The sequence below is a fragment of the Pseudomonas sp. GM41(2012) genome, from assembly GCF_000282315.2.
Classification (GTDB): Bacteria; Pseudomonadota; Gammaproteobacteria; order Pseudomonadales; family Pseudomonadaceae; genus Aquipseudomonas.
In genome coordinates this window covers 61,665-87,091 of sequence record NZ_AKJN02000009.1, presented here as the reverse complement: position 1 = coordinate 87,091, position 25,427 = coordinate 61,665, and the positions used below count along the sequence as shown (strand labels likewise).

The 25,427-nt window shown below is 59.5% G+C and carries 24 protein-coding genes; 7 read left to right on the top strand and 17 right to left on the bottom strand.

Translation table 11 applies throughout. The annotated features are described in order from the left end of the window. Position 1 precedes the first annotated feature (1 nt). Together PMI27_RS03485 and PMI27_RS03490 are read left to right on the top strand one after the other, a co-directional pair. On the top strand, positions 2 to 886 hold the full coding sequence (locus tag PMI27_RS03485) for a type II secretion system F family protein (protein ID WP_008156569.1): 885 nt from the start codon (positions 2 to 4) through the stop codon (positions 884 to 886). Then, positions 883 to 1,773: a type II secretion system F family protein gene (locus PMI27_RS03490; protein ID WP_008156571.1), complete on the top strand. Its 891-nt coding sequence runs from the start codon at positions 883 to 885 to the stop codon at positions 1,771 to 1,773. The genes PMI27_RS03485 and PMI27_RS03490 overlap by 4 nt, the downstream gene beginning before the upstream one ends. Positions 1,774 to 1,871: 98 nt before the next feature. Here the strand turns inward: PMI27_RS03490 and PMI27_RS03495 are convergent, their stop codons facing one another. Both PMI27_RS03495 and PMI27_RS03500 read right to left on the bottom strand, forming a co-directional pair. After that, the gene (locus PMI27_RS03495; RefSeq protein ID WP_008156573.1) at positions 1,872 to 2,651 is read right to left on the bottom strand and encodes a response regulator transcription factor; all 780 of its coding nucleotides are present in this window, start codon (positions 2,649 to 2,651) and stop codon (positions 1,872 to 1,874) included. A gap of 113 nt (positions 2,652 to 2,764) precedes the next feature. After that, positions 2,765 to 3,235, bottom strand: coding sequence for a prepilin peptidase (locus tag PMI27_RS03500; RefSeq protein ID WP_008156575.1), 471 nt, complete (start codon positions 3,233 to 3,235; stop codon positions 2,765 to 2,767). A 75-nt stretch (positions 3,236 to 3,310) separates the two neighbouring features. On the opposite strand from PMI27_RS03500, the gene PMI27_RS03505 reads away from it, so the two are divergent. Both PMI27_RS03505 and PMI27_RS03510 read left to right on the top strand, forming a co-directional pair. Further along, a complete protein-coding gene (locus PMI27_RS03505; RefSeq protein ID WP_008156577.1) occupies positions 3,311 to 3,751 on the top strand; it encodes a TadE/TadG family type IV pilus assembly protein in 441 nt (146 codons plus the stop codon). Continuing rightward, positions 3,748 to 6,501, top strand: a complete 2,754-nt coding sequence (locus tag PMI27_RS03510) for a PAS domain-containing sensor histidine kinase (RefSeq protein ID WP_008156579.1) — start codon at positions 3,748 to 3,750, stop codon at positions 6,499 to 6,501. Before PMI27_RS03505 ends, PMI27_RS03510 begins: the two co-directional genes overlap by 4 nt. Here the strand turns inward: PMI27_RS03510 and PMI27_RS03515 are convergent. The 5 genes from PMI27_RS03515 to PMI27_RS03535 form a co-directional block, all read right to left on the bottom strand. Then, a complete protein-coding gene (locus tag PMI27_RS03515; RefSeq protein WP_008156581.1) occupies positions 6,471 to 8,453 on the bottom strand; it encodes a pilus assembly protein TadG-related protein in 1,983 nt (660 codons plus the stop codon). The genes PMI27_RS03510 and PMI27_RS03515 overlap by 31 nt on opposite strands. A 706-nt stretch (positions 8,454 to 9,159) precedes the next feature. After that, the gene (locus PMI27_RS03520) at positions 9,160 to 9,717 is read right to left on the bottom strand and encodes a DUF4136 domain-containing protein (protein ID WP_008153733.1); all 558 of its coding nucleotides are present in this window, start codon (positions 9,715 to 9,717) and stop codon (positions 9,160 to 9,162) included. A 54-nt stretch (positions 9,718 to 9,771) separates the two neighbouring features. Further along, complete coding sequence (locus PMI27_RS03525) at positions 9,772 to 10,386, bottom strand: DUF4136 domain-containing protein (RefSeq protein WP_008153734.1); 615 nt, start codon at positions 10,384 to 10,386, stop codon at positions 9,772 to 9,774. Between the two features lie 12 nt (positions 10,387 to 10,398). Then, on the bottom strand, positions 10,399 to 11,148 hold the full coding sequence (locus PMI27_RS03530) for a methyltransferase (protein ID WP_008153735.1): 750 nt from the start codon (positions 11,146 to 11,148) through the stop codon (positions 10,399 to 10,401). Beyond that, positions 11,148 to 11,450, bottom strand: coding sequence for a MazG-like family protein (locus tag PMI27_RS03535; RefSeq protein WP_008011269.1), 303 nt, complete (start codon positions 11,448 to 11,450; stop codon positions 11,148 to 11,150). Before PMI27_RS03535 ends, PMI27_RS03530 begins: the two co-directional genes overlap by 1 nt. A gap of 195 nt (positions 11,451 to 11,645) precedes the next feature. Between PMI27_RS03535 and PMI27_RS03540 the strand changes: the two genes are divergently transcribed. Together PMI27_RS03540 and PMI27_RS03545 are read left to right on the top strand one after the other, a co-directional pair. Continuing rightward, positions 11,646 to 11,939 carry a hypothetical protein gene (locus tag PMI27_RS03540; protein ID WP_008153736.1) on the top strand — a complete coding sequence of 98 codons (294 nt, stop codon included), beginning with the start codon at positions 11,646 to 11,648 and terminating at the stop codon, positions 11,937 to 11,939. A gap of 333 nt (positions 11,940 to 12,272) precedes the next feature. Further along, entirely contained in the window at positions 12,273 to 13,622 is a 1,350-nt protein-coding gene (locus PMI27_RS03545) for an MATE family efflux transporter (protein WP_008153738.1), read from the top strand. Between the two features lie 60 nt (positions 13,623 to 13,682). Here PMI27_RS03545 and PMI27_RS03550 read toward each other — a convergent pair whose 3' ends face one another. The 10 genes from PMI27_RS03550 to PMI27_RS03595 form a co-directional block, all read right to left on the bottom strand. Next, complete coding sequence (locus PMI27_RS03550) at positions 13,683 to 14,465, bottom strand: DUF4123 domain-containing protein (RefSeq protein ID WP_008153739.1); 783 nt, start codon at positions 14,463 to 14,465, stop codon at positions 13,683 to 13,685. Continuing rightward, complete coding sequence (locus tag PMI27_RS03555) at positions 14,462 to 15,790, bottom strand: type VI secretion system Vgr family protein (protein WP_008153740.1); 1,329 nt, start codon at positions 15,788 to 15,790, stop codon at positions 14,462 to 14,464. The genes PMI27_RS03550 and PMI27_RS03555 overlap by 4 nt, the downstream gene beginning before the upstream one ends. A gap of 233 nt (positions 15,791 to 16,023) precedes the next feature. Beyond that, positions 16,024 to 17,937, bottom strand: coding sequence for an arginine decarboxylase (gene speA / locus PMI27_RS03560; RefSeq protein ID WP_008153741.1), 1,914 nt, complete (start codon positions 17,935 to 17,937; stop codon positions 16,024 to 16,026). A 218-nt stretch (positions 17,938 to 18,155) separates the two neighbouring features. Then, positions 18,156 to 18,527: a translation initiation factor Sui1 gene (locus tag PMI27_RS03565; protein WP_007907444.1), complete on the bottom strand. Its 372-nt coding sequence runs from the start codon at positions 18,525 to 18,527 to the stop codon at positions 18,156 to 18,158. Between the two features lie 292 nt (positions 18,528 to 18,819). Then, complete coding sequence (locus PMI27_RS03570; protein ID WP_008153742.1) at positions 18,820 to 19,377, bottom strand: NUDIX hydrolase; 558 nt, start codon at positions 19,375 to 19,377, stop codon at positions 18,820 to 18,822. Between the two features lie 3 nt (positions 19,378 to 19,380). Continuing rightward, positions 19,381 to 20,448: a DUF2333 family protein gene (locus tag PMI27_RS03575; RefSeq protein WP_008153744.1), complete on the bottom strand. Its 1,068-nt coding sequence runs from the start codon at positions 20,446 to 20,448 to the stop codon at positions 19,381 to 19,383. Positions 20,449 to 20,599: 151 nt separating this feature from the next. Further along, positions 20,600 to 21,076 (bottom strand): hypothetical protein, encoded by a 477-nt coding sequence (locus tag PMI27_RS03580; RefSeq protein ID WP_008153745.1) that lies wholly within the window; start codon positions 21,074 to 21,076, stop codon positions 20,600 to 20,602. Then, positions 21,073 to 21,579, bottom strand: coding sequence for an Hcp family type VI secretion system effector (locus tag PMI27_RS03585; protein WP_008153746.1), 507 nt, complete (start codon positions 21,577 to 21,579; stop codon positions 21,073 to 21,075). Before PMI27_RS03585 ends, PMI27_RS03580 begins: the two co-directional genes overlap by 4 nt. Further along, positions 21,558 to 22,268 carry a hypothetical protein gene (locus tag PMI27_RS03590; RefSeq protein ID WP_008153747.1) on the bottom strand — a complete coding sequence of 237 codons (711 nt, stop codon included), beginning with the start codon at positions 22,266 to 22,268 and terminating at the stop codon, positions 21,558 to 21,560. The genes PMI27_RS03585 and PMI27_RS03590 overlap by 22 nt, the downstream gene beginning before the upstream one ends. Then, positions 22,265 to 23,416, bottom strand: coding sequence for a DUF2515 family protein (locus PMI27_RS03595; RefSeq protein WP_008153748.1), 1,152 nt, complete (start codon positions 23,414 to 23,416; stop codon positions 22,265 to 22,267). The genes PMI27_RS03590 and PMI27_RS03595 overlap by 4 nt, the downstream gene beginning before the upstream one ends. Before the next feature lie 324 nt (positions 23,417 to 23,740). Between PMI27_RS03595 and gcbA the strand changes: the two genes are divergently transcribed. Then, complete coding sequence (gene gcbA / locus PMI27_RS03600) at positions 23,741 to 25,411, top strand: diguanylate cyclase GcbA (RefSeq protein ID WP_008153749.1); 1,671 nt, start codon at positions 23,741 to 23,743, stop codon at positions 25,409 to 25,411. The last annotated feature ends 16 nt before the right edge of the window (positions 25,412 to 25,427 follow it).

Below are 25,427 nucleotides of genomic sequence, written 5' to 3'. Positions count from 1 at the left end.
CATGCTCAAACCGGTGCTGCTCATCCTCGTTTGCCTGGTCTTGCTCGGACTGTCGATCCGCCTGTTTTATCGCGGCTTGCGCCAGACCGGCACCGAGCGGGTACTGGGACGCCTGACCCAGGGGCAACTGCAGCCGGTGCCGACGAAAACCTCCTGGGTCGGTCTGGATCGGGCCTTTCTGCGGGCCGGCCTTGGGCGTCCCTCCAAGCGTCTGGGTGGGTGGCTGCTGCTCTGGGCCTTTGGCATCTTGCTCGGATTTGCTACCGGTGGCTGGTTCGGCTTGCTGGTTCTGTTACTGCTGCCGCCGCTGATTTTGCGTCTGTATGTCAATTGGCGTTATCAGCGCCGACTCCAGCGCATGATTGAACAACTGCCACAAATGCTCGATCACACCGTGCGCAGTCTGAAGTCCGGCCGCACCCTGGCCGATGCGGTGCTGGGCGCCATCGACTCTGCTGAAGACCCGCTGAAAAACGCCATGGGGCGGATTCAGCGCAACGTGCATCTGGGGGTCAGCCTGCCGGATGCCACGGCTGACCTTGCCGAGCTGTATGAGAAAGACGAACTTCGCCTGTTAGCGCTCGGGTTGAAGGTCAATCATCGCTATGGCGGCAATGCCAGCGAATTGCTGGAAAACCTGATCAAGATGATCCGCGAACGCGAGCAGGCTGCGCGCCAGCTCAGGGCCATGACCGGTGAAACCCGGGTGACCGCGTGGGTCCTGGGCTGTTTGCCGATTGGCCTGGCCGGCTATTTCCTCGCGACCAACCCTCATTACTTGCTCGCCATGTGGCACGACCCTTCGGGGCAAATCATGCTCGCGTCCGCGTTCGGCTTGCAGGTGGTCGGCAGCCTGGCGCTCTGGCATATGTTGCGCAGCGTATGAAAGTGCCTTTGCTGATCTGCGCATTGCTGTTTCTGGGGGCAACGTTGTTGCTGCTCAGCGGTTTGCTGGAACACCGTCGGCGGGTTCGCCAGGTGGCGCAACGACTCGACGGCAAGCTGGCGAGCGACAACCGGGTAAATCAGTGGCTTGAGCTGCTGGGCAGTAGCCGGATCGGTCAGCGCTCGGTCAACCTGGATAACGAAACCCAGGCGTTGCTTAACCGTCTCGGCTGGCGCAGTGCCCGGCGACGTTCACTGTTCGCGGCGTTCCAGGTAGGCGCTCCGGTGCTGGCGCTGGCCCTGACCTTGCTGATCCAGGGCGTGTTCTTCCCTCACACAAACAATCACTGGATGGCCCCGGTGTTCGCCACCTGCCTCGGCTATCTATTGCCTAAACGGTTGCTGGCCTTTGCCGCGCAGCGTCGGCAAAAACAACTGGCGATCGAGATTTCCACCTTCATTCCGCTGCTGCGCATCCTGTTCGAATCGGGCATGGCGGTGGAGCAGTCGCTGCGAGTGTTGAGCAATGAAGGCAAACAATTATTGCCGGCCCTGACCCATGAATTGCGTCTGGTATTGGCCCGGGTCGATTCCGGCCTGGAACTGGGCGAAGAACTGCACAAAACCACCCAATTGCTGGCCGTCGACGAGTTCACCGACACCTGCGTCATTCTTGAGCAGTTGATCCATCAGGGGGGCGGTGCGATGAAATCCCTGCTGAACCTCAAGCAATTGCTCGATGACCGGCGCCTGACGCACCTGCAGGAATACATCTCCAAGCTGTCCGCCAAAATGTCTGTCGTGATGATGCTGTTTCTCTTCCCGGCGTTATTGATCGTACTGGCCGGCCCGGGCTTCACCGCCCTGTCCCGTGCCTTTGGTTCTTAGAGGGATCGTGATGAAAGCAACAATTGCCGGTTTGAGTCGGCTGTTGTCAGGCGGTTGCGCGAGCAACGGTGTGGGCACTTAGTAAAAAAGACAAAAACCTAATGCGCCGTCACCCCCTGACGCAATCCATGACCGGGTAACAACGCCAACGCCAACTGCGTCCGGTTATGCATATGCGTCAACCGCAAAACCTGCGACACATAAAGCTTCACCGTGTTCTCGGTAATCCCCAACTCACAGGCAATCTGATAATTCGTCTGCCCCTTCCCCACCAACCGCGCCACTTCCAACTGCCTTGGCGACAGGTGACTGAAAATCGCCGGAATCTCAACCCGATCCACAGCGATGACAGCCTCATCAGTGGAAACCGATAACCGCGGCCCACGCCGAACCTTATCCAGATCCTGATACAGATCATCGATCGACTCGGCAAGGTACTGCAGCTTCTGATCCAGATGTCCCAGTTGCAGACTCTTCTGCCGTTCCTGCAAAACCACTGCCTGACGCGCAATCCCTTCGAGCAACTCACCCGGATTAATCGGCTTCTGGTAGTAATCGGCAAACCCGGCCCGCAAAGCCTTGATCACATCCTGCTTGTCCGCACGCCCAGTGAGCATGATTGCTTCAAACACACGGTGCTTGCCGGATAACCGTTGCAGCTCCTGAACCAGTTGAATCCCGTCCAGACCGGTCATGTGCAAATCGCAAAGCACCAGGCTGATCGCTTCGTCTTCATTGAAACGCTCGACGGCTTGATGGCCAGTCTCGCAAGAAACGCAACGGTAACCGCGGCCGTCAAGAAGCTCGCAGAGCTCTGCGGCAATCAACGGCTGGTCATCGACCACAAGGATTTTTACTGCCGATGAAAGCTTGTTCACGTGCGACTCCCTGCAAGGTCAAAGTTGACCGTTCCTCTACAAACAGCCACAGACAGTACAATTGCTGAGTTGAAAGTAGACGTACTTTCCGACTCTGTACATAGAACGGGCGACTAGTGAAACCAGGCGAGTGTGAGCAACAGTCCCACCAATACGAAGGGTGCAAAGGGCTGTTTCTTTGACATTCCAGGTCCCAGATATCGAAGATGATTTCTAAGCCCTTGGCCCATATGAAGCCAGACTCTTGGCGCCAGCAGCAGCCACAGCACACTGGCCAATCCGGCACCGATGAACACGCCGAGCAGGTGCATGCCGTCCGTCGCCAGCCCCAGGCCGGTCATCAATTTCACATCGCCTGCGCCCAAGCGTCTCAGCGCATAACCGGGCAAGGTAAAGGCCAGCGCCAGCAAAAAAGCCCAGCCGCCCTGCACCGCCTCGGCCCCCAGCCAGGTAGTGCCCGTCCACAGGAGATACGCCAGCGCCAACACCGCTGCGCCAAGGGTCAAGCCATTGGCGATGTGTCGTTCTCGAGCATCCTGCGCTGCGCATAGCGTCAGCCAGATCAGTAATACAAAGCTCTGCATCCGGTAAAAAACGTCCGTTTTGGCTGAATGATTCTATGCTGATATCACTTGGTGAATATCAGGGTAGACGCAGTCATGAAAATAGGCCTCCCCCGTAAGCAAAAAGGCGCTGTAGCGATTGAATTCGCGTTGGTGTTTCTCATCTTTTTCGCCGTGTTCTATGGAATAGTCACGTACAGCTTGCCGCTGTTGCTGATGCAATCGTTCACCCAGTCGACCGCCGAAGCGGTGCGCCGAAGCGTGGCGCTGGACCCGAGCACCCCCGGATACGCCACCGCGGTAAAAACCGTTGCCACGACAGAACTGAGCCGACAGTTGGCCTGGATTCCTGCCGCACTGAATTTCAATATCGCCACTGACGCCAGCGCCACCTACGTGGGCGGGGTGTTGAAGGTCAGCATCAACTACCCCACCAGCAAGCTGCAGCAGGTCATCCCGTTTCTGAACGTGCCGGGAATTGGCCAAGTGCCCAATCTGCCGGCAAACCTCTCCGCCAGTTCGAGCCTGCAATTTTGAGTTCCGCAGACAAACTCTTCGGGCGCCTGCTCAATCGCCATCCGCCTCCGCCAGTGGACATGCCAGACACCCTGAGCGTGCAAAGTGTCGGTTTGCAGATGCACCTGGATGCCGAAGGTCGAGTGACTCACCTGACCGGCCCGCTGCGGCATGTGCTGGCCCAGCAGACGCCCGCGGCGCAAGCACCGCACCTGCTCGATTTCATCATGCCCCACAGCGGCCTCGCCGTTGAAGGCTCGCCCGTCGACTGGCAGGGACAGAATCTGGATCTGGACTTTTACAGCCTCAACGGACAACCCCTGCACTTGCGTGGCTGGGTCCAGCCATTGGCCGAAGCCTGGTTGTTGCAGTTGCTGGACATCGGCGACTTGTTGCTCGATCGCCGGCAATCACGCAGTCGCGAGCAATGCCAGTTACTCGCCGCGCAGATCGGCGAACAGTTGCGCCGGTGCAACCTGACGCGCCTGCCCGAGGTGTTGGAGGAACAACTGCAAGGCCTGGCCCAGCGTTTCCACATGCCCTGCATTGCGGTGGCGTTACTCGATGAACAGGAAGAAGGCTGGCAGATTCACCAGCATTACACGGCCTCCGATGCGCCCCACCTGTGGCAAAACGCTCAGCGCCTGGGCACCGGGCTCGACAGCCTGAACGGCTCTGCGCCGCAATGCCTGACGCCCGCTGAACATCCCCGTTTGCAAGGCATCTTCGGCAATGCCGAAGGGTTCGCGGTGCCATATCACGATGCTCAGGGTGTGGTCGCCTGGTTGCTGTGCGGCCTTTATCCGGTGCAGCAACAGGCGCCCGACCTGAATGATCGTGACTGGTTACAACTGACCGCCGCGCTGGCAGGTCCGTTGCTTGAGCGCTTGCGCGAGCACCGGCACCATCTGCAACTGGAACGGCTGGAGTCGCTGCAAGCCTTGCTCGGCACCGGATGGTGGGAGGTGTTCAGCGACAGTCGCGAGGTGCAATTGGCGCCGTCATTGGCCAGCAACCTGAACCTTACGATCGATCGTTTGCCGCTGCACGACTGGCTGGATCGGGTGCACCCCGCCGACCGTGAAGAGCTAAGCAGTCGTCTGCAAGACTTGCAAGACGACGGCACCCCGCTGCTGCTGTGCGTGCGTTTGGCACAAACGCCGAACTGGTATCGCCTGCAAGGCCAGGTCCTGGGCATCGGTAAAAACCGGCGGTTGGTGGGCTTCATGCTCGACATCAGCGACATCAAAAACCAGGAGCAAAACGCCGCGGCGGCACATGCCCGGCTGGACAATCTGATCGCCAGCTCGCCGGCGGTGATCTACGTGCAGCGCTATGTCGAAGGTGCGCTGCAACCGACTTTTTTCAGTGACAGCCTGATGCCGCTGCTCGGCTGGACACTGGCTGATTGCGCAACGGGGGCCTTGGTTGAAAAGGTCCACCCGGATGACCGCGATGGGTATTTCGAACGTACCCGACATTTGCTGCGTGAAGGTTCGGTACGCGCCCGCTATCGTTTGCGCGACAGTCGCGGCGAATACCACTGGCTACTCGATGAAGCCAAGCTCCTGCGCGACGACCTTGGTTTGCCGGTGGAAGCTGTCGGCCTGTGGCTGGACGTCACCGAAGCAACCCTGGCAGCCGAACAAGTGAAACAGAGTGAAGAACGCTACCGGATCCTGGTGGAAGACTCTCCGGCGATGATCTGCCGCTACCGCCCGGACCTGACCCTGACCTTCGGCAACCGCCCGCTCGCGACTTACCTGGAGTGCCAGCCCGAGCAACTGCCCGGGGTGAATCTGGGCAGCTGGATGTCGCAGGAACAGCGCGAAGCGTTTCTCCAGCGGCTCAGCCGACTCAGCCCGGAGTTCCCGGTCAGCACCGCGGAAATCAACCTGCAACTGCCGGGACGGGAACATGCCTGGTGGGTGTGGTCGGATCGCGGGGTGTTCGATGAGCACGGCCAATTGCTGGAGATTCAGGCCGTGGGGCGCGACAACACCGAGGTCCGCCGCGCCCAGCAGCAGCTCACCCAAAGTGCAAAAATGGCCACCCTTGGTGAAATGGCCACAGGGCTGGCCCATGAAATCAATCAGCCGTTGAATGTGATGCGCATGGCCATCGTCAACGTGCTCAAGCGTCTGAGCAACGGCGATGCGCAAATCGACTACCTGACCGACAAGCTCAACCGCATCGATGCCCAGGTCCAGCGCGCCGCGCGGGTGGTGGATCACATGCGGGTGTTTGGCCGCCGCTCGGAGATCGAGCAGCATCCGTTTAATCCGGCGCAAGCCATCGAAGGCACGCTGTCGCTGCTGGCCGAAGGGATGCGCGGTAAAGGGGTCGATCTGCGGGTCAACGAGACCGGGTTTGAAGTGCAAGTGCGCGGTTACGTCGATCAGCTCGAACAGGTGTTGATCAATTTGATGGTCAACGCCCGGGATGCGTTGCTCGGCAAACGCGAGGCCGATCGTGAGTTCAAACCGTGGATTTCGGTGTACGCCGAACGTGATGCGTATTCGGTGCGGCTGTGGGTCGAGGACAACGGCGGCGGTATCGATCCGCGGTTGCTGGAGCGGATCTTCGAGCCGTTCTTCACCACCAAACCCGTGGGCGTCGGCACCGGGCTCGGGTTGTCGGTGAGTTACGGCATCGTCGAAAACATGGGCGGAAAACTGAGCGTTAGAAACTCGGTCGAGGGCGCACGGTTTTGTATCGAACTGCCGATTGTTGCCGACGATCAGATCACCAGCGTCGCTCGTCCTGAGTGACAACTGAGGTTGGCGCCGACATCGACTTTGTTCAGATCGATTCCCAGGCTGAGCAGCAGTGTGTTGATCAAGGTGTCGAGTAACGGGCTGAGCACGCTGTTGATCGCGTTGACCAGCAATGTCGTGACAGTGCTGAGGATCGCTCCCAGACCACCGACCAGACTGCCCGTCGGGCCGTACATGTTGACCTGGATATTGGTCAGCGTGTCGGTAAGGCTGCTGACGATATTGCTGGTGGAATAGGAATAGTAGAACGGTGGCTGGTTGATCTCCGGCAGGCTGGTGGCCGGCGGTGCGGAATAGACATGCGGCATGTTGGCGCTGGGTGCCACGGTGGTGTCGGCCATGATATCGATGCCGCCGCCGACGCCTGGAATCCGCGGGTCGCAACTGACAGGAAGGATCAGGAACCGGCGACAGGTTTTCACCCCGATATCGATCACCTTCAACGGCTGCACTACCACGGCGGGCGGCGTGGTGTTGTTGCCGAACGCCGTGCTCGAATCGATCTTGCCGATTTTCAGCGTCACCAGTGAAGTGCTGGTATTGGTGGTCAGGGATTTGTTGGTAGTGCTGACGCAACTGTAGGCGGTGACGTAACTGGAGGCGCTCGCAACGTCCAGTGCGACATCGAGGCTCACGGTACTGGAAAGCGGCACGATCGAGGGTGTTTCACAGGCCGCCCCCAGCGCGCAGGTCAGTGAGTTAATGACACCGACCAGATTGAGATGCAGCAAGGCGTTCAAGGTATTGGTCAACGGTCCGGCAAGATCAGCCGCCGCATCGACCAAAGGTTGAATCGCACTCAGAATGGGCAAGTCGATCGACAGCAATGTACGCACCTGAGCGGTTTTCACAAAGATCCGATTGGGCCCCAAAGGCGCGAGCGCGGCGTTTTTCGGATTGCCGATGGCCGAGAGTTGTGGCGGCTCCAATATCTGTATCCGAGCGGTGATTTGCGCGAGCCCTGCGAGGTTGATCGGCACGGTCGCCACCAGGCCGTTTTTCTTGTTGGCCAGTTGCACGATGGCTTCGATCAGGTCGAACACTTTCAGGTTGGTCCCCAGCGCGGTCACGGTGCTGCCAGTCTCGACGTGCAACACGTTGCCGAGTACGACGGTGGTTGCGCCTGCCGCGACCTTCAGCGCTTGAAGACTCGCAATGGTTGCGGTCGCGCCGAGTGTGCCGCCGGGGTCCAGTACATTGACGGCGGTCTGAATCAGCTGGCTGACGGCAATCGTATTGCCCAATACCTGGTCATACCCGGCAGCGCTGAGGTTAAGGTCAACCTTCAATCGATCGAGGTAGCCGAGCAGGCTGATGTCGGTGTTCACCAGTCCATTCCAGCCCGCCACGTTGATGTTCAGATTGCCCCCGAGCAAACCACCGAACAGCGCGTTGAGCGTGGCCGATTTGCTGGTGTCGACGCTCAATGTCGTGCTGCGCAGGGTCAGCGAAGCCAGCGGTGGCGGTAATGCGGCGACAGCGCTGGCCGTCAGGTTGATGGTTGCCGCGCGTGGAGCGCCACCGAACAGGGCGCCGAGACCGCCGGCGAAACTCTGCGGGACCCAATGGCTGGCGATCACCCGAATGGCTTCGCTCTGGCTCGGGTCGGCGCCAAATACTCGAAGGTTATTGGCATCCAGGGTCAAGGCACCGCAAGCGACCAACAGATTGCGATTGGGGTCAGGAAGGGTAAAGCCGTTACGGTTTGCGCTGGCGGTGGCATAGACGGTGGCGGTGTTGCCAGCGGCGCAATCACCACTTCGGGTGGAGGCTTCAAGTGCGGCCATGTCCGCCACGCGCTGCAGGTCACGTTTTTCCAGGTACAAACGACCGCTGTCGACCACGACCAGCAAGAACACCAGGGCCATGCCCAATGTCAGCGCCGCCATCAAACCGATCGCCCCCCGTTGCCGGGACGGGCTGCGAAACTGCAAACGGGGAGACATCGCACACTCCTTTGCCGGTGCACAACCGAGGGCTACCTCCTTGGGTGAACAGCAGTGTAGACAAGACTTGGCTGGACTGCTGGCAACATGCCAGTGCAGACACCAAAAACCCTGTAGGGGCGGCGCTCCGACGTTGGCGGCGGTACATCCAATGTAGATGTGACTGACGGACCGCTATCGTCGGAGCGCCGCCCGGAGCAAGCTCAGCTCCTACAGGACTGCCGGCGAGACAACAAAAACCCTGTAGGAGCACGGCTTGCCGGCGATGGCGGCGGTACATCCAATGCAGATGTGACTGACAGACCGCTATCGCGAGCAAGCTCAGCTCCTACGGGACTGCCAGCGCAGACAACAAAAACCCTGTAGAAGCCCGGTTTGCCGGCGATGGCGGCGGTACATTCAATGGAGATGTGACTGACAGACCGCTATCGTCGGAGCGCCGCCCGGAGCAAGCTCAGCTCCTACAGGACTGCCGGCGAGCAACAAAAACCCTGTAGGAGCACGGCTTGCCGGCGATGGCGGCGGTACATCCAATGCAGATGTGACTGACAGACCGCTATCGTCGGAGCGCCGCCCGGAGCAAGCTCAGCTCCTACAGGACTGCCGGCGAGACAACAAAAACCCTGTAGGAGCACGGCTTGCCGGCGATGGCGTCCTTGAGATCGCCATCGCCGGCAAGCCGTGCTCCTACAGGGTTTGGTGGTGTTTATTTGGGTGGGTAGTTGGCGAGAATTCGCCCGACCGTTTCGCGTATTGCCGTGCTGCGATCCGACGGGTTCGGTGTGCGGCTGAGTATCTGCTCGTCACTGCCGCGCCACACCAGTTTGCCGTCCTTGCCGTCGAGCAGGTCGATCTGGATGATCGCCACTTTGTAGCTGACGTTACGAGTTTCGTTGTACATCGGCCCGCCCCAGTAGCCGTTCCATGGATTACCCCAAGCGCCGCCGTAGTTGGTGGTTACTTGTTGCTGGCGCTGTTCGACGATCAGATAGGTCTGCACGCTCAAATCGCCCTTTTGGCCACCGGCAGCCGGACGCAGGCCTCGTTGATCCAGCTGATCGCTCACCGATTGGCGGATGCGTTGTTCAGTCAGGTCGCTCTTGATCCGTGGGTCATCGGGCCGATATTGCAGAGCGGGTTCTTTCCAGCTCCAGCTGCGATAGGCGGCGAAGTCGCGGCTGGCATCGAAGTCATGATTGACCTGGTTGCCGGCGCAGGCACTGAGCAGCACGGCCACAGCCAGTAAAGCGAGACGGCGGAACATGATAGTTCTCCGGTTGAAGACATGAACCTGCGTACTGCTTCTTGACTACAGAAGCTAACTAGGAGGATACGCCGACATCGCCTTTTCTACAGCTTCCCGTATCGCATCGGCACGCTCGCGCTCGCTGACGCGATTGCTGGTTTCGGCGCTGGCACTCCATACCGGTTGACCGCTCTGAGCGTCAAACAAATCAACCCGCACCACCACAACCTGTTCCTGATAAGTCCGCACGATCGGCACGGTGTTGTACATGCCGTAACCGCTGCCGTAGCGGTTGTAACCGCCATAGCCGCCACCGTAATAACCATAGTCATCCCGAACCTGGCGCAGGCGGGTTTCCAGGTGCAGTTCGGCGCTGACAAACAGGTCGGCCGGGCGGTTATCGTGCAGCGGGCGCAAGCCACGTTGATCGAGCGCACTGCTGACGGCTTCGGCGACCTGCGCCGAATCCGCCCAGGCGGTGCCCGGCGGCAGTTGCCCGTTGAGCCAGGCCCAACTGCGGTAACGCCCGTAGTCGCGCGGCGCTGCCGGGTAGGCGCTGCGGTCGAAGGTGTTGGCCGCCTGAGGCGGCGCGGGTGGCAAGGGGTTGGATGACGCCACATAAGGGTTGCTGCCCTGACAGGCCGCCAACCCGAGACAGATCACCAGTAACCCCGAACGACTGTTCATTTCGTGCTCCGATCAGACCGGCCGACAGATCCAGTGCAAGTAGCGACCAAGCCCGGCAAAGCTTGGGTGACGACGGTGGGCCAGTTCCATTTCCAGCAAGTCCACCAGTTCGGCGCGGGCCTGGAATTCCACTGGCATGTAGTCGTGAAAAACCCGCACCCCGCTCTGGGTTTCGACCTGCCACATTCCCTCAAGTTGCGCCGCCAGTTCCCGTGGATCAAGCGGCTGCTGCGGGGTCAGGCTTTGCTTTTCGCCGGCCATGTCGTTCTTGCGCATCTTGCGGAAGTGGCCTTTGAGCAGGTTGCGATAGATCAACGCATCGCGGTTGTAGAAGGCCAGGGATAACCAGCCATCTGGCTTGGTCAATTGATGCAGCACCGGCAGGATCGCGTGGGGCTCGGCCAGCCATTCCAGCACGGCGTGGCACAGCACCAGGTCGTAGGGCTCGGTGAGTTGGCCGAGCAGATCCTGCCACGGCGCCTGAATGAACGTCGCTGTTTGCCCGGCGTCGGCAAAGCGCTGACGGGCGCCTTCGAGCATCGGCTCGGCGGGCTCGGCCAGCGTGACCTCATGACCACGCTGGGCCAGCCACAACGACATATGACCCAGGCCGGCACCGATGTCCAGTACGCGCAAAGGTCGGTCCGGCAGGGTTTCGGCCAGGTCGGCCTGAAGCACCGCCAGACGGATCGCGCCTTTGGCACCGCCGTAGATTTTTTCGGCGAAGCGGGTCGCCAGTTGATCGAAATGACGGTCGCTCATCAGCTGAACCTCCGTTCGCTGTCCGCGAGTTTGCTGCGCACCACTTCATTCATGTCCAACCCCAACTCGCTGCACAGCAGTAGTAGATAGAGCACGATGTCGCCGATTTCCTGCCCGGCATGGGCGAGCTTGTCCGCCGGCAACTGGCGCGACTGGTCTTCGGTCAGCCACTGGAAAATTTCCACCAGCTCGGACATTTCCACGCTCGCGGCCATGGCCAGGTTTTTCGGGCTGTGAAATTGCCGCCAGTCATTGCGGTCACGGATGGCGTGCAGGCGTTCGGTCAGTTCAACAAGGTTCATCGGGCTCTCCTGAAGGCGTATAGCTTCGGGGGGATGACGGGGGAAGGCAAGTGTCTCGGTGCGGCGCGGATCTTTACACCATAATCAAAAGATCGCAGCCTGCGGCAGCTCCTACGGGAACTCGGCACCCTGCTCGATAGCCCAAGGCTCAAGTCCGGCAACCACGCCACCACTTTCATCAAGGACGCTCACGACATGCAGGTAGAAAGTTTTTTCGAATGGCTCGGCCAGGCACTCGGTTCGGTTATCCGTTTCATCGTTGACAGCCTCAGCGGCTTGTTCAATCTGCTGAGCCACGCGGGCAGCAACTTTGTCGAAGGGCTGTCCCGTGCGCTGGGCATGGACGCGTCGATCATCAGCATCATTGCGCTGATTCTGGGGTTGATGCTGTTGTGGTCGGCGATTCGGGCGTTCATGAATGCGTCGATCATCATGGGGATTATCTGGTTGCTGCTGGGGTTGTGGTTGTTGAGCTGGATAATCCATTGATCCGTAAATCCCCCTCACCCTAACCCTCTCCCCGAGGGAGAGGGGACTGACCGAGTTGTACTCTCGAGCTACATCGACCTGAAAGACTGAGACGAACTCAGGTCTTGAACAGCATGAAGATCGGCTCCCTTTCGGGAGAGGGGACTGACCGAGTTGTACTCTCGAGCTACATCGACCTGAAAGACTGAGTCGAACTCAGGTCTTGAACAGCATGAAGATCGGCTCCCTTTCCCCCTCTCCCCGTGGGGAGAGGGCTCGGGTGAGGGGTCGATTTCTGATTCACAGCAAATCCCGAATCAACCGCTACAATGCCCGCTCCCCCAAGGAGCCTGCATGTCCAACCTGATCGCCGACTGGCGCGACCGCCCTACCCATCGTCGAGTCTGGGCGCTCGCCGCGCCGATGATTCTCTCGAACATTTCCGTACCGCTGGTGGCGCTGGTCGACAGTACTGTCATCGGCCACTTGCCCCACGCCCATCAGTTGGGCGCCGTCGCGGTCGGGGCCAGCCTGTATACCTTTCTCGCCTGGGCCATGGGATTTCTGCGCATGGGCACCACCGGGTTCGCCGCACAGGCCGCCGGGCGTGGGGACGGCGCGGCCTTGCGGCAGATCTTGCTGCAGGGTTTGTTGTTGGCGATGGGCCTGGCCATTGTCCTGGGAGCATTGGGCGTGCCGTTGAGTGGCGTCGCGCTGCACTTCATGCAGCCGTCGGCGGAGCTGGATCAGTTGACCCGCGAGTTTTTCCACACGCGCCTGTTCGGTCTGCCGGCAGCACTGGCCAGTTATGCGCTGGTCGGCTGGTTCCTCGGCACTCAGAACGCCCGGGCACCGCTGGCCATTCTGCTGAGCACCAACCTGGTGAACATCGCGCTGAACCTGTGGTTCGTTCTCGGGCTGGAATGGGGCGTGGTCGGTGCGGCCCGCGCGTCGGTGATCGCCGAATGGACCGGTGCGCTGATCGGCCTGCTGATGACCCGCAACGCCCTGCGCGCCTATCCCGGCCACATCGCCTGGGCCGCGCTGGCGCTGTGGCAGAGCTGGCGGCCGCTATTGGCGGTCAACCGCGACATTTTCATCCGCAGCCTGGCGCTGCAATCGGTGTTTTTCCTGATCACCGTGCAAGGCGCGCGACTGGGTGATGCCACCGTCGCCGCCAACGCGCTGCTGCTCAACGGCTTGCTGCTGACCGCCCATGCGCTGGACGGCCTGGCCCACGCGGTGGAAGCCCTTTGTGGCCACGCCATTGGTGCTCGTGATCGAGAGGCCCTGCGCCGCTCATTGGTGGTGGCCTGCGGTTGGTCGTTGCTGGCGAGCCTGGGCTTTGCCGTGCTGTTCCTGTTCGCCGGGCATCTGTTTATCGAGATGCAGACCAACATTCAGAGCGTGCGCGACACGGCGTTCATTTACCTGCCCTACCTCGCCGCGCTGCCGCTGATTGCAGTCGGGAGCTACCTGCTCGACGGGTTGTTTATCGGCGCCACCCGCGCCCGGGAAATGCGCAACGGCATGCTGCTGACGGTGATGTTGTTGCTGCCGTTCGCTTGGGCGCTGCAAGGTTTTGGCAACCATGGACTGTGGATAACCTTTCTATTGTTCATGTTGCTGCGCAGCCTGACCCTCGGCGCGTTTGCCTGGTATCTGCACAAAAACGACGGCTGGTTCGCCGGCAAAGCTCACTGAGTCGGCGTGGCGGGTGCGCGAGAACAGGTCCTGCACCGGCACGCCAGACCACCGGTGTGTTCAGGGTTGATCGCTCTGCCACCAGTTGCGCAAGCTATCGAGGCGCTCCTGCTGGGTGAGTCCCGGCAATGCGTGCCCAGGCAAAGCGCCGGGGTACTGCAAGCGTAGCCATAACCAGTCATCGAGTACCGGGCGCTCGGTAAAATCCAGCGCCAACCCCTCCTGCACGTGGGACCACAGCGTGTTGTAGTCAGTCCCGGTGGATCGACTCCAGTGCCAGGCATGCTGCTCCAGCAGGCAGGTTTGCAGTTTTTCCTGCTGACGAGGAGTGAGGTTTTCTTCAACCGCCAAAGGGCTGACGGCAAGCCCCGGATTGACCAACTGCTGCCAGCCCTGACTGCCGATCGCGCGGTCGGCCCACGTCCCGCCGAACCAGCGCAAATGGCTGATCGGACCCAGCCAGCGACTCAGCTCCTGCGCATCGCAGGCATCGAACAAATAACTGGCCGTTTGCGGGTTGTAGTAACTCAACAAGGCTCGGTGATGCAGACCGAACGTGACCGTGAGCATGCGGCGCAAATGCTCCAGCAACTGCGTCGACGACACCTCGCTGGCTATCAGCAAGCCGCGCCAGAGGCCCACTTCGCTGTGGCACAACCCGGCCAGCGCTGGGCATGTCCGAAGGTCGATCAGAGCCGGGCCGTGTTCACGCAACGCATGCCACTCAGTGCCTTCGAACAACCAGAACCACCGGGCATGCGCAAATTGCTGCTGCAGCATCGCCCCCGCCTGTGGCGCACCCGGCACATCCAGCAATAGCCATTGCGGGGTCGCGACGATCATGCCGAACCGCTCTGGCCAAACCGCTGCACCGCCCGGCACGTGCAGAGGGCCTGCGTGCAATGGTTGAAACTGCCGCCACCGGGCAGCAGACATAGCAACATCAATGGTTCGCTCGATTGCAGAAGCGCCAGCAAGCCCTCGACATCATCTGTCGCGGATGTGCGCGGCGGGCCAACCTCCTCAGCCTCTTCAACGGACGAAGGGAGGTGAAGAAATCCGGTAATCAGCGGCTGATCCGGATCCCCCTCGATAAAGCTCACCACCACCTCGGCCCCCTCACTCAACTGCGTGACTGCCGCGTCGCCCAGTTCAGCGGCCACCGGCAGCCAACTGTGGCTGGGCACCGCGCCCTCGCCCTGATAGAGCCAGTCAAATTGCACGGCAACCGGTCTGGACGGATCGGGGCATGCCTCATCAATGTTGACCACCCAGGCCCGTTGCAGGCTGTGCATCCTGGGTTTCACTGCGCAATGAGGCGCTACAAAAGGCGACTGCCAGTGAATCGCGCGGATCTGATTGCTGTAGGACGCCGTTGAATCCTGGCTGCCCTGATGCTCCACATGGGTCAGCAGCCAGGGATGATTGCAGTCGGCGATCGGATGACCGGACAGCGGCATCAGCTGACCGCTGCGCAGCGCCGTCAGGTCCGTCCGCCCTTCGGCAATCGGCGCGGTTCGTTGCCCAGCGCATCCCAGAAGCTTGAACTGACGCACGGCCGATTGCTCGCTCTCGACCTGGAAGACCGCGCTCTCGCCGAAACGAAAGGGCTCCTGACCATCACCGAAAACCACGCAATGCCCGCGCTCGTCGTGTTCGAAATGGTAGTGAAGCCGTTCCTGGGCACACAGACGCTGGATAAATTGCAGGTCTGATTCCCGGTACTGCGTACAGAATTCACGGACCGGGTAATCGCCACTCAGCTCAAAGCGCCGACTCTTGCCGGCAATGCCGTGCTCCTTGAGCACCTGACTGAGGATTTGCGGCACCGAGCGCGCGCTGAAAATACGCTGACTGAAGCGCAGGGAAAGGCACGCCAGCTTCGGCTCCAGACGTACGCGACAGAGCCTGACAGCCAAGTCATGGTCACGCTGGACAAGTTCATGCAATTGTCCGTGGAAGCCGTTTCCCGCAGGCCCGACATGCAAAAAGGCCGGACGGTACAGCAGGCTTGCAAGGTCGAGTGTCGGGTCATCGATCAGCAGATCCACGTCGAACACAAAAGGCTCGCTGATGGCTTCTCTACCGGTAAAGGCCAAGACCTCAAAGGGGTCGGGCAGACCCTCTACATCCAGACGAAATGACGGCTCGTTGACTGGATCGAACATCGGCGATTCTCTACAGGAGGGGCGGTCGGGGATTCTCTCCGAGAGAGTTGGCCGAGTAGAGTGCCGAAGTACAACTTAGGAAATGACCTACGCGAAAAGAAGACCACATCGCTTGGATGGCCAGGAATGTAAGTCATTTCGCTTGAAATCAGAGAGGCATCTCACCAAGTCATCTGAAACTTCCGCTACGTGCGGAACATTTTCAGACAACTTGATGAGAGCGGTGCCTTACCTCAAGAAGACAGGTAAGAGGAACGGGTCAGACCCAGACGCAAAGCGTCGAGGAACTGGGTACGCTCGGCGGCGGTGATGCGGGCACTGGCGCATTTGTCGCGGTAGTGGGTCATCAACTCTTCCGGCGACAAGTGCACGTAACGCAGCATGTCTTCGATTGTGTCGTGGGTTTCGATACCCGCGTGGTACACGCTACCGTCAGCGTTCTGATAGATGTTCACCGAGTCGGTGTCACCGAACAGGTTGTGCATGTCGCCGAGAATTTCCTGGTAGGCGCCGACCAGGAAGATACCCAGCAGGTAGTCTTCACCGTCGTTCAAACCGTGAACCGGCAAGCTGGTTTCGATGCTCTGCTCGTCGACGTATTGCTTGATCTTGCCGTCGGAGTCGCAGGTCAGATCTTGCAGCACCGCACGGCGCAGCGGCTCTTCGTCGAGACGGTGCAGCGGCAGGATCGGCAGTACCTGGCCGATGGCCCAGGTGTCCGGCAGGCTCTGGAATACCGAGAAGTTGCAGATGTACTTGTCGGCCAGCTTGTCGTTGAGTTCGTCGAGCACCTGACGGTGCGAACGCTGACGAGCCTTCAACGAGTTGTGCAGGCGACGGCACACCGCGAAGTAGCATTGCTCGGCCAGGGCTTTCTCGGCCAGGGTCAGTTTGCCATCGGCGTACTGGGTCGCGATGTCGCTCATGTAGTGAGTCGCGCGCCAGTAGGTTTCGGTGACCATCTCGATGTCGGTCGGGCCCAGCAGGTCAACCAGCCACTGCACGGTTTCCGGCAGTTCTTCCTTGTTGTCGATCTGCGGCACGTCGTCGTTGTGCTTCTCGACGTCGGTCACTTGCACCACCAGCATGGCGTGGTGAGCGGTCAGGGAACGGCCGCTTTCGGAGAAAATGTTCGGGTGCGGCAGGTTCTGCGCGTCGCAGAACTCCTTGAGCATCCCGACCACGACACCGGCGTAATCGTCCATGTCGTAGTTGATCGAGCTGGCGTTACGCGAGTGCGTACCGTCGTAGTCCACGCCCAGACCGCCACCGACGTCGATGTGATCTACCGGCAGGCCAAGGTTGCGCAGTTCGCCGTAGTAACGAATCGCTTCCTTGAAGCCGTGCTGGTAGTCCGCCAGGTTGGCGATCTGCGAGCCCATGTGGAAGTGCAACAGGCGAATGCCCTGATCCAGGCCCGCCGCGCGGAAACGCTCGACCACCGACAGCAGTTGCGCCGCCGACAGACCGAACTTGGATTTCTCGCCACCGGTGTCGGCCCACTTGCTGGACGCCAGGGACGACAGACGCACGCGCAGGCCAACCTGAGGCTTGACCTTGAGCGAGGCGGCTTCTTCGATCACCAGCCCGACTTCGGATTCTTTCTCGATCACGATGAACACGTTGTGGCCGAGCTTCTGGCCCATCAGCGCCAGACGAATGAATTCGCGATCCTTGTAGCCGTTGCAGACGATGGTGCCGCCCTTCGGCGCCAGGGCCAGCACGGCCAGCAGCTCAGGCTTGGAGCCGGCTTCAAGACCAATGGACACGTCTTGGGTCGCAATGATGTTCTCGATCACCGCTTCTTGCTGGTTAACCTTGATCGGGTACAGCGCGGTGTACTTGCTCTGGTACTCCAGACGCTCGATGTTGGCGTCGAACGCGCCGGTCAGCTGACGCACGCGGTCTTGCAGAATGTCAGGGAAACGCACCAGCAACGGCAAGGACAGGCCGCTTTTACGCAGCTGGTCGACTTGCTCGAACAGGTCGATAGGCGAACTGGTCGGACCGTTCGGACGAACTTCGACGCGACCGGCGTCATTGATCGCGAAGTACCCGGCCCCCCAATGGCGAATCCCGTAAACACTGCGGCTGTCCGCAACTGTCCATTGGCTGCCATCGTCTTTGCGTGTGCGTCGTACGGACATTGAAGTCCCCTATAAAGAAGTCATAGAGCGTCGCCTGGGTTCAGGCCGGCGCAGTCTAAAGAATGAAAATGACGGTTCGTCAACGAGGGGATAGACCTCGCTGACCGCAGTGAGTTTAGAAACCGGTCAGAACAGGCTCTGTGAAAACCATGTAGACGACGCCAAACCTGAATCGGATCAGGACTGGATCAAGCCGAGGGTGGTTTTCACAGAGGCTGCTAGCCGCCGGACTTCTTCGCTTTGAAACCGTGTTTGATCAGCTCGGCCAAGAGTAGCTCGACATGATCGCCCTGGATTTCAATGATTCCGTCTTTCAACGCACCACCGGTCCCGCAACGTTTCTTCAACGTGGTCGCCAGGTCCTTGAGTGCGTCTTCGGCCAACGGCACGCCGGTGATGGTGGTCACCGTCTTGCCGCCACGGCCCTTGCTTTCGCGACGCACGCGAGCGATGCCGTCGCCGGCCGGGATAACGGTCTGTTTGCAGATGCAGGCATCCACCGGTTGACTGCAATCCGGGCAATGACGACCTGCGTCGGTGGAAAATACCAGGCCACCAAGGGCGGCGAAGGATGCGGCTTTTTTGGCCACCGGCAATCCTCTTGGGAGGACAAAGACTGGTCGCGGCAACCTGGACAGTTGCCATCGACCGCGAAGCCCCACTCAGGCAGGGGCAGCGCTACTGAAACGGTACAACCTTGTAGGAGCCGAGCTTGCTCGCGATGGACGTCAACGATAACGCGAGCGTTCTGAATGTACGCGTCGTCCTTGCGCTCTTCGCGAGCAAGCTCTGCTCCTACAACAAGCAATGCCGGTTCAGCTTAAAAAGGTCGCGCAGTGTAACGGCAAAAAGCCGACTTGCTAAGAGCCAATCGGCGCCAATTTATGCCTCTTTTGCGACGTCCGACCCACGGGCTCGAAGATAGCGCTTCAATGCGGCCAGAGAGTCCGGGCAATAAGGCTTTTGCTGGATTTCCAGCAGGACCTGATCAACGGGAATAAAGCGCGCTTCAAGGACTTCTTCGGGTTGCAGGATCAATGGACCGTCCCACACCGCCGAAAACGCCGAACACCAGAGCCGATTGCCGGTGTCTTCGAAGAAAAAGTGATCATGGGCGGTCAGTTCCACGCCGCTCACGCCCAGCTCTTCTTCCAGCTCGCGGGCAGCCGATTCGGCGTAGGTTTCGGTCGCTAGCACCATGCCCCCCGCCGCCACGTCCCAGAAACCTGGATAAATGGCTTTGCTCAGCGTGCGTCGATGCACGCAGAGTTCACCGGCGGAATTGAACAGCATGATGTAAGTGCCGCGCCCGATCAGCCCGCGTTCACGCAGGTCGGAGCGGACCAGGGCGCCGAGCAGGTTGTCCTGCTCGTCAACCCAGGCGATCTGTTCGGCATCCGAGGCCGCGCGGTGCGCGACCTCTCTGGCGCTATCGACCATGACTCAGCCCTGATTGAGCAATTGACGCAAATCGATCACTGCGGCGTTGGCCCGGGAGATGTAGTTGGCCATGACCAGCGAGTGGTTGGCCAGCACCCCGAAGCCGCTGCCATTAAGGATCATAGGACTCCAGACCGGTTCCTGCGAGGCTTCCAGTTCACGAATGATCTGACGCACGCTGACCGTGGCGTTCTTCTTGGCCAGCACATCGGCGAAGTCGACTTCGATGGCGCGCAGCAGATGGGACAAGGCCCAGGCCTGACCACGAGCTTCGTAGAACACGTTGTCGATCTGCATCCACGGGGTTTCAACGATTTCTTCGTCAACCTGCGGCACCTGACCCGGGGCGACGACTTCGGTTTTCAGCGCCGTGTTGAGCTTGACCCGGCCAACGCTGGCCGACAGCCGTTGCGACAGCGAACCCAAACGGGTACCGACATCGCCCAGCCAGTTGTTCAGGTTGTCGGCACGGGCATAGAACAGTGCGCTTTTCTGACTCGGGTCGGACAGGCGCGCCTGATAACGGCTCAGGGAGTTGATGCCTTCCTGGTACTCGGACTCACTGGAGGGCAGCACCCAGCTCTTGTTGTCGAAGTTGAAGCGCGGCTCGGCCTTGGCCAGATCAGCGTCTTCGGTGGACTGCGACTGGGAACGAGCGAAGTCTTTACGCAGTGCACGACTCAGGTCGCGGACCTGGACCAGCACGCCATATTCCCAGCTCGGCGTGTTATCCATCCACAGGCCCGGCGGGAAACGGTCGTTGGAAATATAGCCACCCGGTTTGCTCAGCAAAGTACCGGCGACGGTCTTGAGGGTTTCGACCGTGGTGTAGCCGATGACCATTTGCTTGCCTTCTTTCTCGGCGGCCATCTGGGCATTCTGCTGAACCGGGAACAGCGCAGGTTCCTGGCTCCAGTACCAGCCCAGTGCAATCGTCACCAGCAAGTAAATGGCAATCAGAGTGGCCAGCGCCCGACTGAACAACAGGCCACCCAAGTAACTGCGGGTGGCCGATTTCGGTTCAGCGGCACGTTCAGGCGCGCTGCCCGCGCGGTTCTTCCAGTCCAGCATGGCGATATCCTTTCAATCACTTGAGTTCATCGGTTCGACCACAACCATACAACAACGTGCCTTTGGCCGGCACCCGCCGTTGGGTTAATCCAAAAAAAACACGGCCGAACCTGCGGTAATCGTTGCTGATACTCAAGCGTCCATACGTGCGCTATACGCCGATAACCTCCATTGAAATCTGCCGCACCTCGGCCGGCGTAAAAAGATGGGCGATGCCTTCGCCGTCGGTTCTTCTCTGGTCAGCCTGCCCGTCTACGGTTGCGATGTAACGCTGCTGCACCAGTGGCTCAGCCGTCATGCTGTCAACGAGGCGGAAAATCCTTGGCGATCGTGAGGCCTGGGCTGGCGGATTTCTCATCAATTCGATGACCTTCTGATCGAAGGTCCGAACCGGTATCGGCCAGTCGCCGTAGTCGGCCTCAGCCCGGATCAACCACCACGATCCACGTTCAAGCTGTTCCAGCACCTCGCTGTCGATATCGATCAGCAGGCCCCCACGCAACTCGTCAAGGCCGTCGATGGGTTGCCGATCAAGCAACGCCTGGCGCACGCGATCCAGCGCTTGCTCACTGGAATAAGCATGTTCGCGCTCCCACGCAGACAGATGAAGTTCATTGACCAGCCTCATACCTGCTCCTCGGCACACCATTCATCTGAGCCCATGGTCCGGCTGATCTCATGCCGCCAATAGATCCGTCGGTAACTGAAATGGACCTTTTCCAACTGAGTCAGGTGAGCAGTGCCGGGGTCCTGACAATGCGGCATGAGTACTTCAGCGCCGATGATCACCGCGTCTTCCAGCTCCATCGTGTAGAAATGTTCCTGCGTTCCGTGAGCCGAGGTGCGATACCACTCGACGCGGCACTGGCTGAGCAACTCCCCGGAACACAGAGCGATGTTGATCAGCGGTGATGCCTTGTCGATTGCCTTGGTGATGACCAAGGGTTTGTGCATCCGACGCCCGGCTCCCGACCCTTTCGGTACGAAGATGCCATGGCTCAGGGCTTGAATCATGATCTGGTCCTCACGACCCAGTTGGTAGACGTTGCCGACTGACGCCTCGGTGAAGGCGCCGGCGCTGATCAAGCCTTGTCGTTCACCGTGGAGGGTCATGAAGGCGGGAGTTGGCATGGTGGGGCTCCGTCAGATTTGGATGGGAATACGGGAGTGATCGAATGGTCTTTAATCCGCGCATGCTCGGCGTATTCGAAAGGTAACCAGGGTTCAGCAAGAGTGACGAAGATCAAATAGCGCTGGTCAGTTCGATGACGAGAACGATTGAACGGCTCGAGGTCCAGCATTAGCTGATACCTGTCACCAGCCAACCAGAAAGACATTGCGTACCCTGTCCCGTCCCGAAGCCAAGCTCGCCATTCAGGCGTATCGGCTATCACAGGATCATCAAGAACTTTCGCCGCAACCCAGCCTTTTTTGCGCCATTGATCATGCAAGCCCAGTACGACTTTAAGAGCGTCATCAAGCGGTAGTGGCTCGATTTGTGGGGATAAACGCACCGCTCCAACCCGTCCGTTCTTGGACGTGATTGTGAAATAGCGGGCCAGTGGCGTGACAAAACCATAATCAGGGTCATTGAAACGCAGGCATACACCGGATCTGGATTTGTTGGACCATACCTTTCCCGATGGTATGGGGCCGATGGCAGCGTTTGAACGCTGAAGCATATCCTCCCAAGGCTCATTGATATTCAGTGAGATTTCGAAGTCGTCCAGCGTAGAGTCAATACACCAGCGCAGTAACGTCACCGCCAGCACTATCAGCAGTATGAAGCGCCAACCATCGATCCATCGTCGGAAATTCATGGCGGTGCACCACCGGCTGCGATTTCCCGGATCGACTGTTCTAGAGCAGAACGGTTGTCGTCGCGCAACAGATCATCGAAACGTTCGGCAGCCCTGAGTACAAATACCATGCGCTGTTCAACATCGGAGAGGTTGGCCAGAGGATTGTTGCCAAAACCAATAGTGCGCCCATCATCAAGTCGCTGACATTGACTGGTAAGCGTCAGCTCGATTGCTTGGGCTACGCCTGAAGGGAAACCCGTAACAAAAGACGCATGATTGCCCTGCAGCAAAGCGGTGAGATGCGAGTCCTCATAAATAGTCGGCTGCAGGATATTTCGCTGTTCATGCTCTGCCAAATGCTCCACGCTCAATGCCATATCGCCTATTTCAATAGCGTCGAAAGCTTTCAAGATTTCGTCGTATTGCAACCCGAATTGGAGCTTTTCCTGCCCTACCGGCCAAATCACTGGAAATTCCGGATGCCCAAAAATCCCAACCCGCGCTTTCAGGCACGTTTTCAATTCCTTGAGGCCTCGCTTCGCGTAAAACGCATGTAGAGGAAAAATATCCAGAAACAGCGTGGTGTTACCCAATGCCATCATCTCGTGCACATATCGAAATTGCTGCTGCACCAGAGACAAGTCCTCCCCCGTTAAATGCAGGTCAACAAAGGGAACAGGATTGCGCGAGTCTGCTTCTTTATAGTCACGCAAGGCGTCTGCCTGTTCCGCCATTCGGTCGGGCCTCAACAATCCGAACTCTCGGCGGCTATCTCGCAATCGCTGCCTGGTTTCCCGCTCATCACGGATTCGCTCCACACTGTGCGCCGCATGCAAAAGTCCGCAGCCGACCTGCTTAGAGGCAAACGCAGCCAGCCCAGCCCACTGAAACCGCGAGTCGTGTAACCACAGTCGGGCATACGCAGCGTTGATCGCGCGATTCCGCTCCACTGGATCAACGATCAAAACTCCATCAGGAGCGATGATGTCTTCGGCCTCGCGCTGGTAGATGCGCCATAGGCCTGCGCAAGTCAGAATCGGCACATCGGTAACAAGCGTCTTGCTGCCATAAAGCCGCTCCTCTTTACACTCACAGTCAGCAACGGGTGTGCTGTTGTGGTTCAGGCGCTGCTCATCGCTGGGGTGTTCGTCGAAACACTGGGTCATGGTTTGCGGACGGCTTCTAGGGGAATCCCTGAACCCTATCAGCCGCAATTCCCGACCGGATCGTTTGGCCGGAAAATCAGAAACACCTGACAGACGAGGCTCGCCAAGACATGGGAAGTTGCCTTGAAATGACCAGGAGTCGTCCTGAAACACCTGATTCATCGGCTCTATCGGCCAGTCATGCCCCGCCCGAGACTCATCGGTCAGAAACTGAATAAGGTCGCTTTGCAGTTAATTGACGTACGACACTCATGCGATGGAAAAGAGGTGCTAGCATAGAGCCACCAGTCGATCTCAGCATGCACCCTAACTAGTAGTCAGGATATGACCGAGCCAGAAGACCCCAGCCGTGAGCGCCTCAAGCACCACTTTGCCCAGCGGGTAATTCATCAGGCACGTCAAATTCTTGAGATATGGCAACGCCTGCAACGCAGCGAGTGGTCCACCACCGACTTATCGGAACTGAGCGAGGCCAACCTGCGCCTGCTGCGTTTCGCCGAGCGCTTTGAACAACCTGAACACACCCAACTGGCACGCCACATCGGTCAGTCGCTGGAGGCTGTCGACGCCAATCGCGGACGCCTGAGCAGCGGACTGATCACTGACCTCAATCGTTTGATGCAGCGCCTGTCACGCACCGGCCTGCGCCATGGCGATCAGTTGGACCAAACCTTTCTGCCGCCGCTGCGCAAGCCGATTTACGTGATGCTGCAGGATCATGACCGTGGCGAGCGCCTGGCCAAACAACTGGAATTCTTCGGGCTCAGCGCGCAAGCCCTCGACAGCGTTGCAGCGTTCCGCTCTTCGATGATCGAGCGCTTGCCTGCGGCGATCGTCATGGACGTGGACTTCAGTGGCGCCGGCATCGGCCTGAAACTGGCTGCCGAAGCCCAGGAAGGCCTCGATCATCAATTGCCGCTGTTGTTCTTCAGCCTGCACGAAACCGATACCCCGACGCGCCTCGCCGCCGTGCGTGCCGGTGGCCAGGAATTCCTGACCGGCACCCTCGAAGCCTCGAGCCTGCTGGAGAAAATCGAAGTCCTGACCTGCGTCGCCCAGTACGAACCTTATAAAGTGCTGATCATCGACGATTCCCGCGCCCAGGCCTTGCATACCGAGCGCCTGCTCAACAGCGCCGGGATCGTCACGCGGACCTTGATCGAGCCGATCCAGGCCATGGCCGAGCTCGCGGACTTCCAGCCAGACCTGATCATCCTCGACATGTACATGCCGGCCTGCACCGGTACTGAATTGGCCAAAGTGATCCGCCACAACGACCGTTACGTCAGCGTGCCGATCATTTACCTGTCGGCCGAAGACGATCTGGACAAACAGCTCGACGCCATGAGCGAGGGCGGCGACGACTTCCTGACCAAACCGATCAAGCCCCGGCACCTGATCACCACCGTGCGCAACCGCGCGGCGCGGGCACGCAATCTGAAAGCGCGGATGGTCCGCGACAGCCTCACCGGGCTTTACAACCACACGCATATTCTGCAATTGCTCGAAGACTGCAGCTTCCGCGCCCGCCGCGAAAACAAGCCGCTGAGCTTTGCGATGCTCGATATCGACCATTTCAAACGAGTCAACGACAGCCACGGTCACCCCATGGGCGATCGGGTGATCAAGAGCCTGGCGCTGTTTCTCAAGCAACGCTTGCGCAAGACCGATTTCATCGGCCGTTACGGCGGTGAAGAGTTCGCGATCGTGATGCCGGACACCGATCTCGAATCGGCCCACAAAGTGCTCGACGAAATCCGTCGACGTTTTGCCGAGATTCACTACCCGGCTCAACCGCAGGACCTCTGGTGCACGTTCAGCGCCGGCGTGGTGGAACTGTGTGAACACTCCGACAGCCTGATGATGGCCAGCCAGGCCGACGAAGCGCTGTACCGCGCGAAGGACGCCGGACGCAACCGCGTGCAGGCTGCGCGGACGTCAAAGCAAAGTGCCACTTTTTCATCGGAATCGATCCATTCGGTCATAACCCTGTAACACAAACGCAATAAAT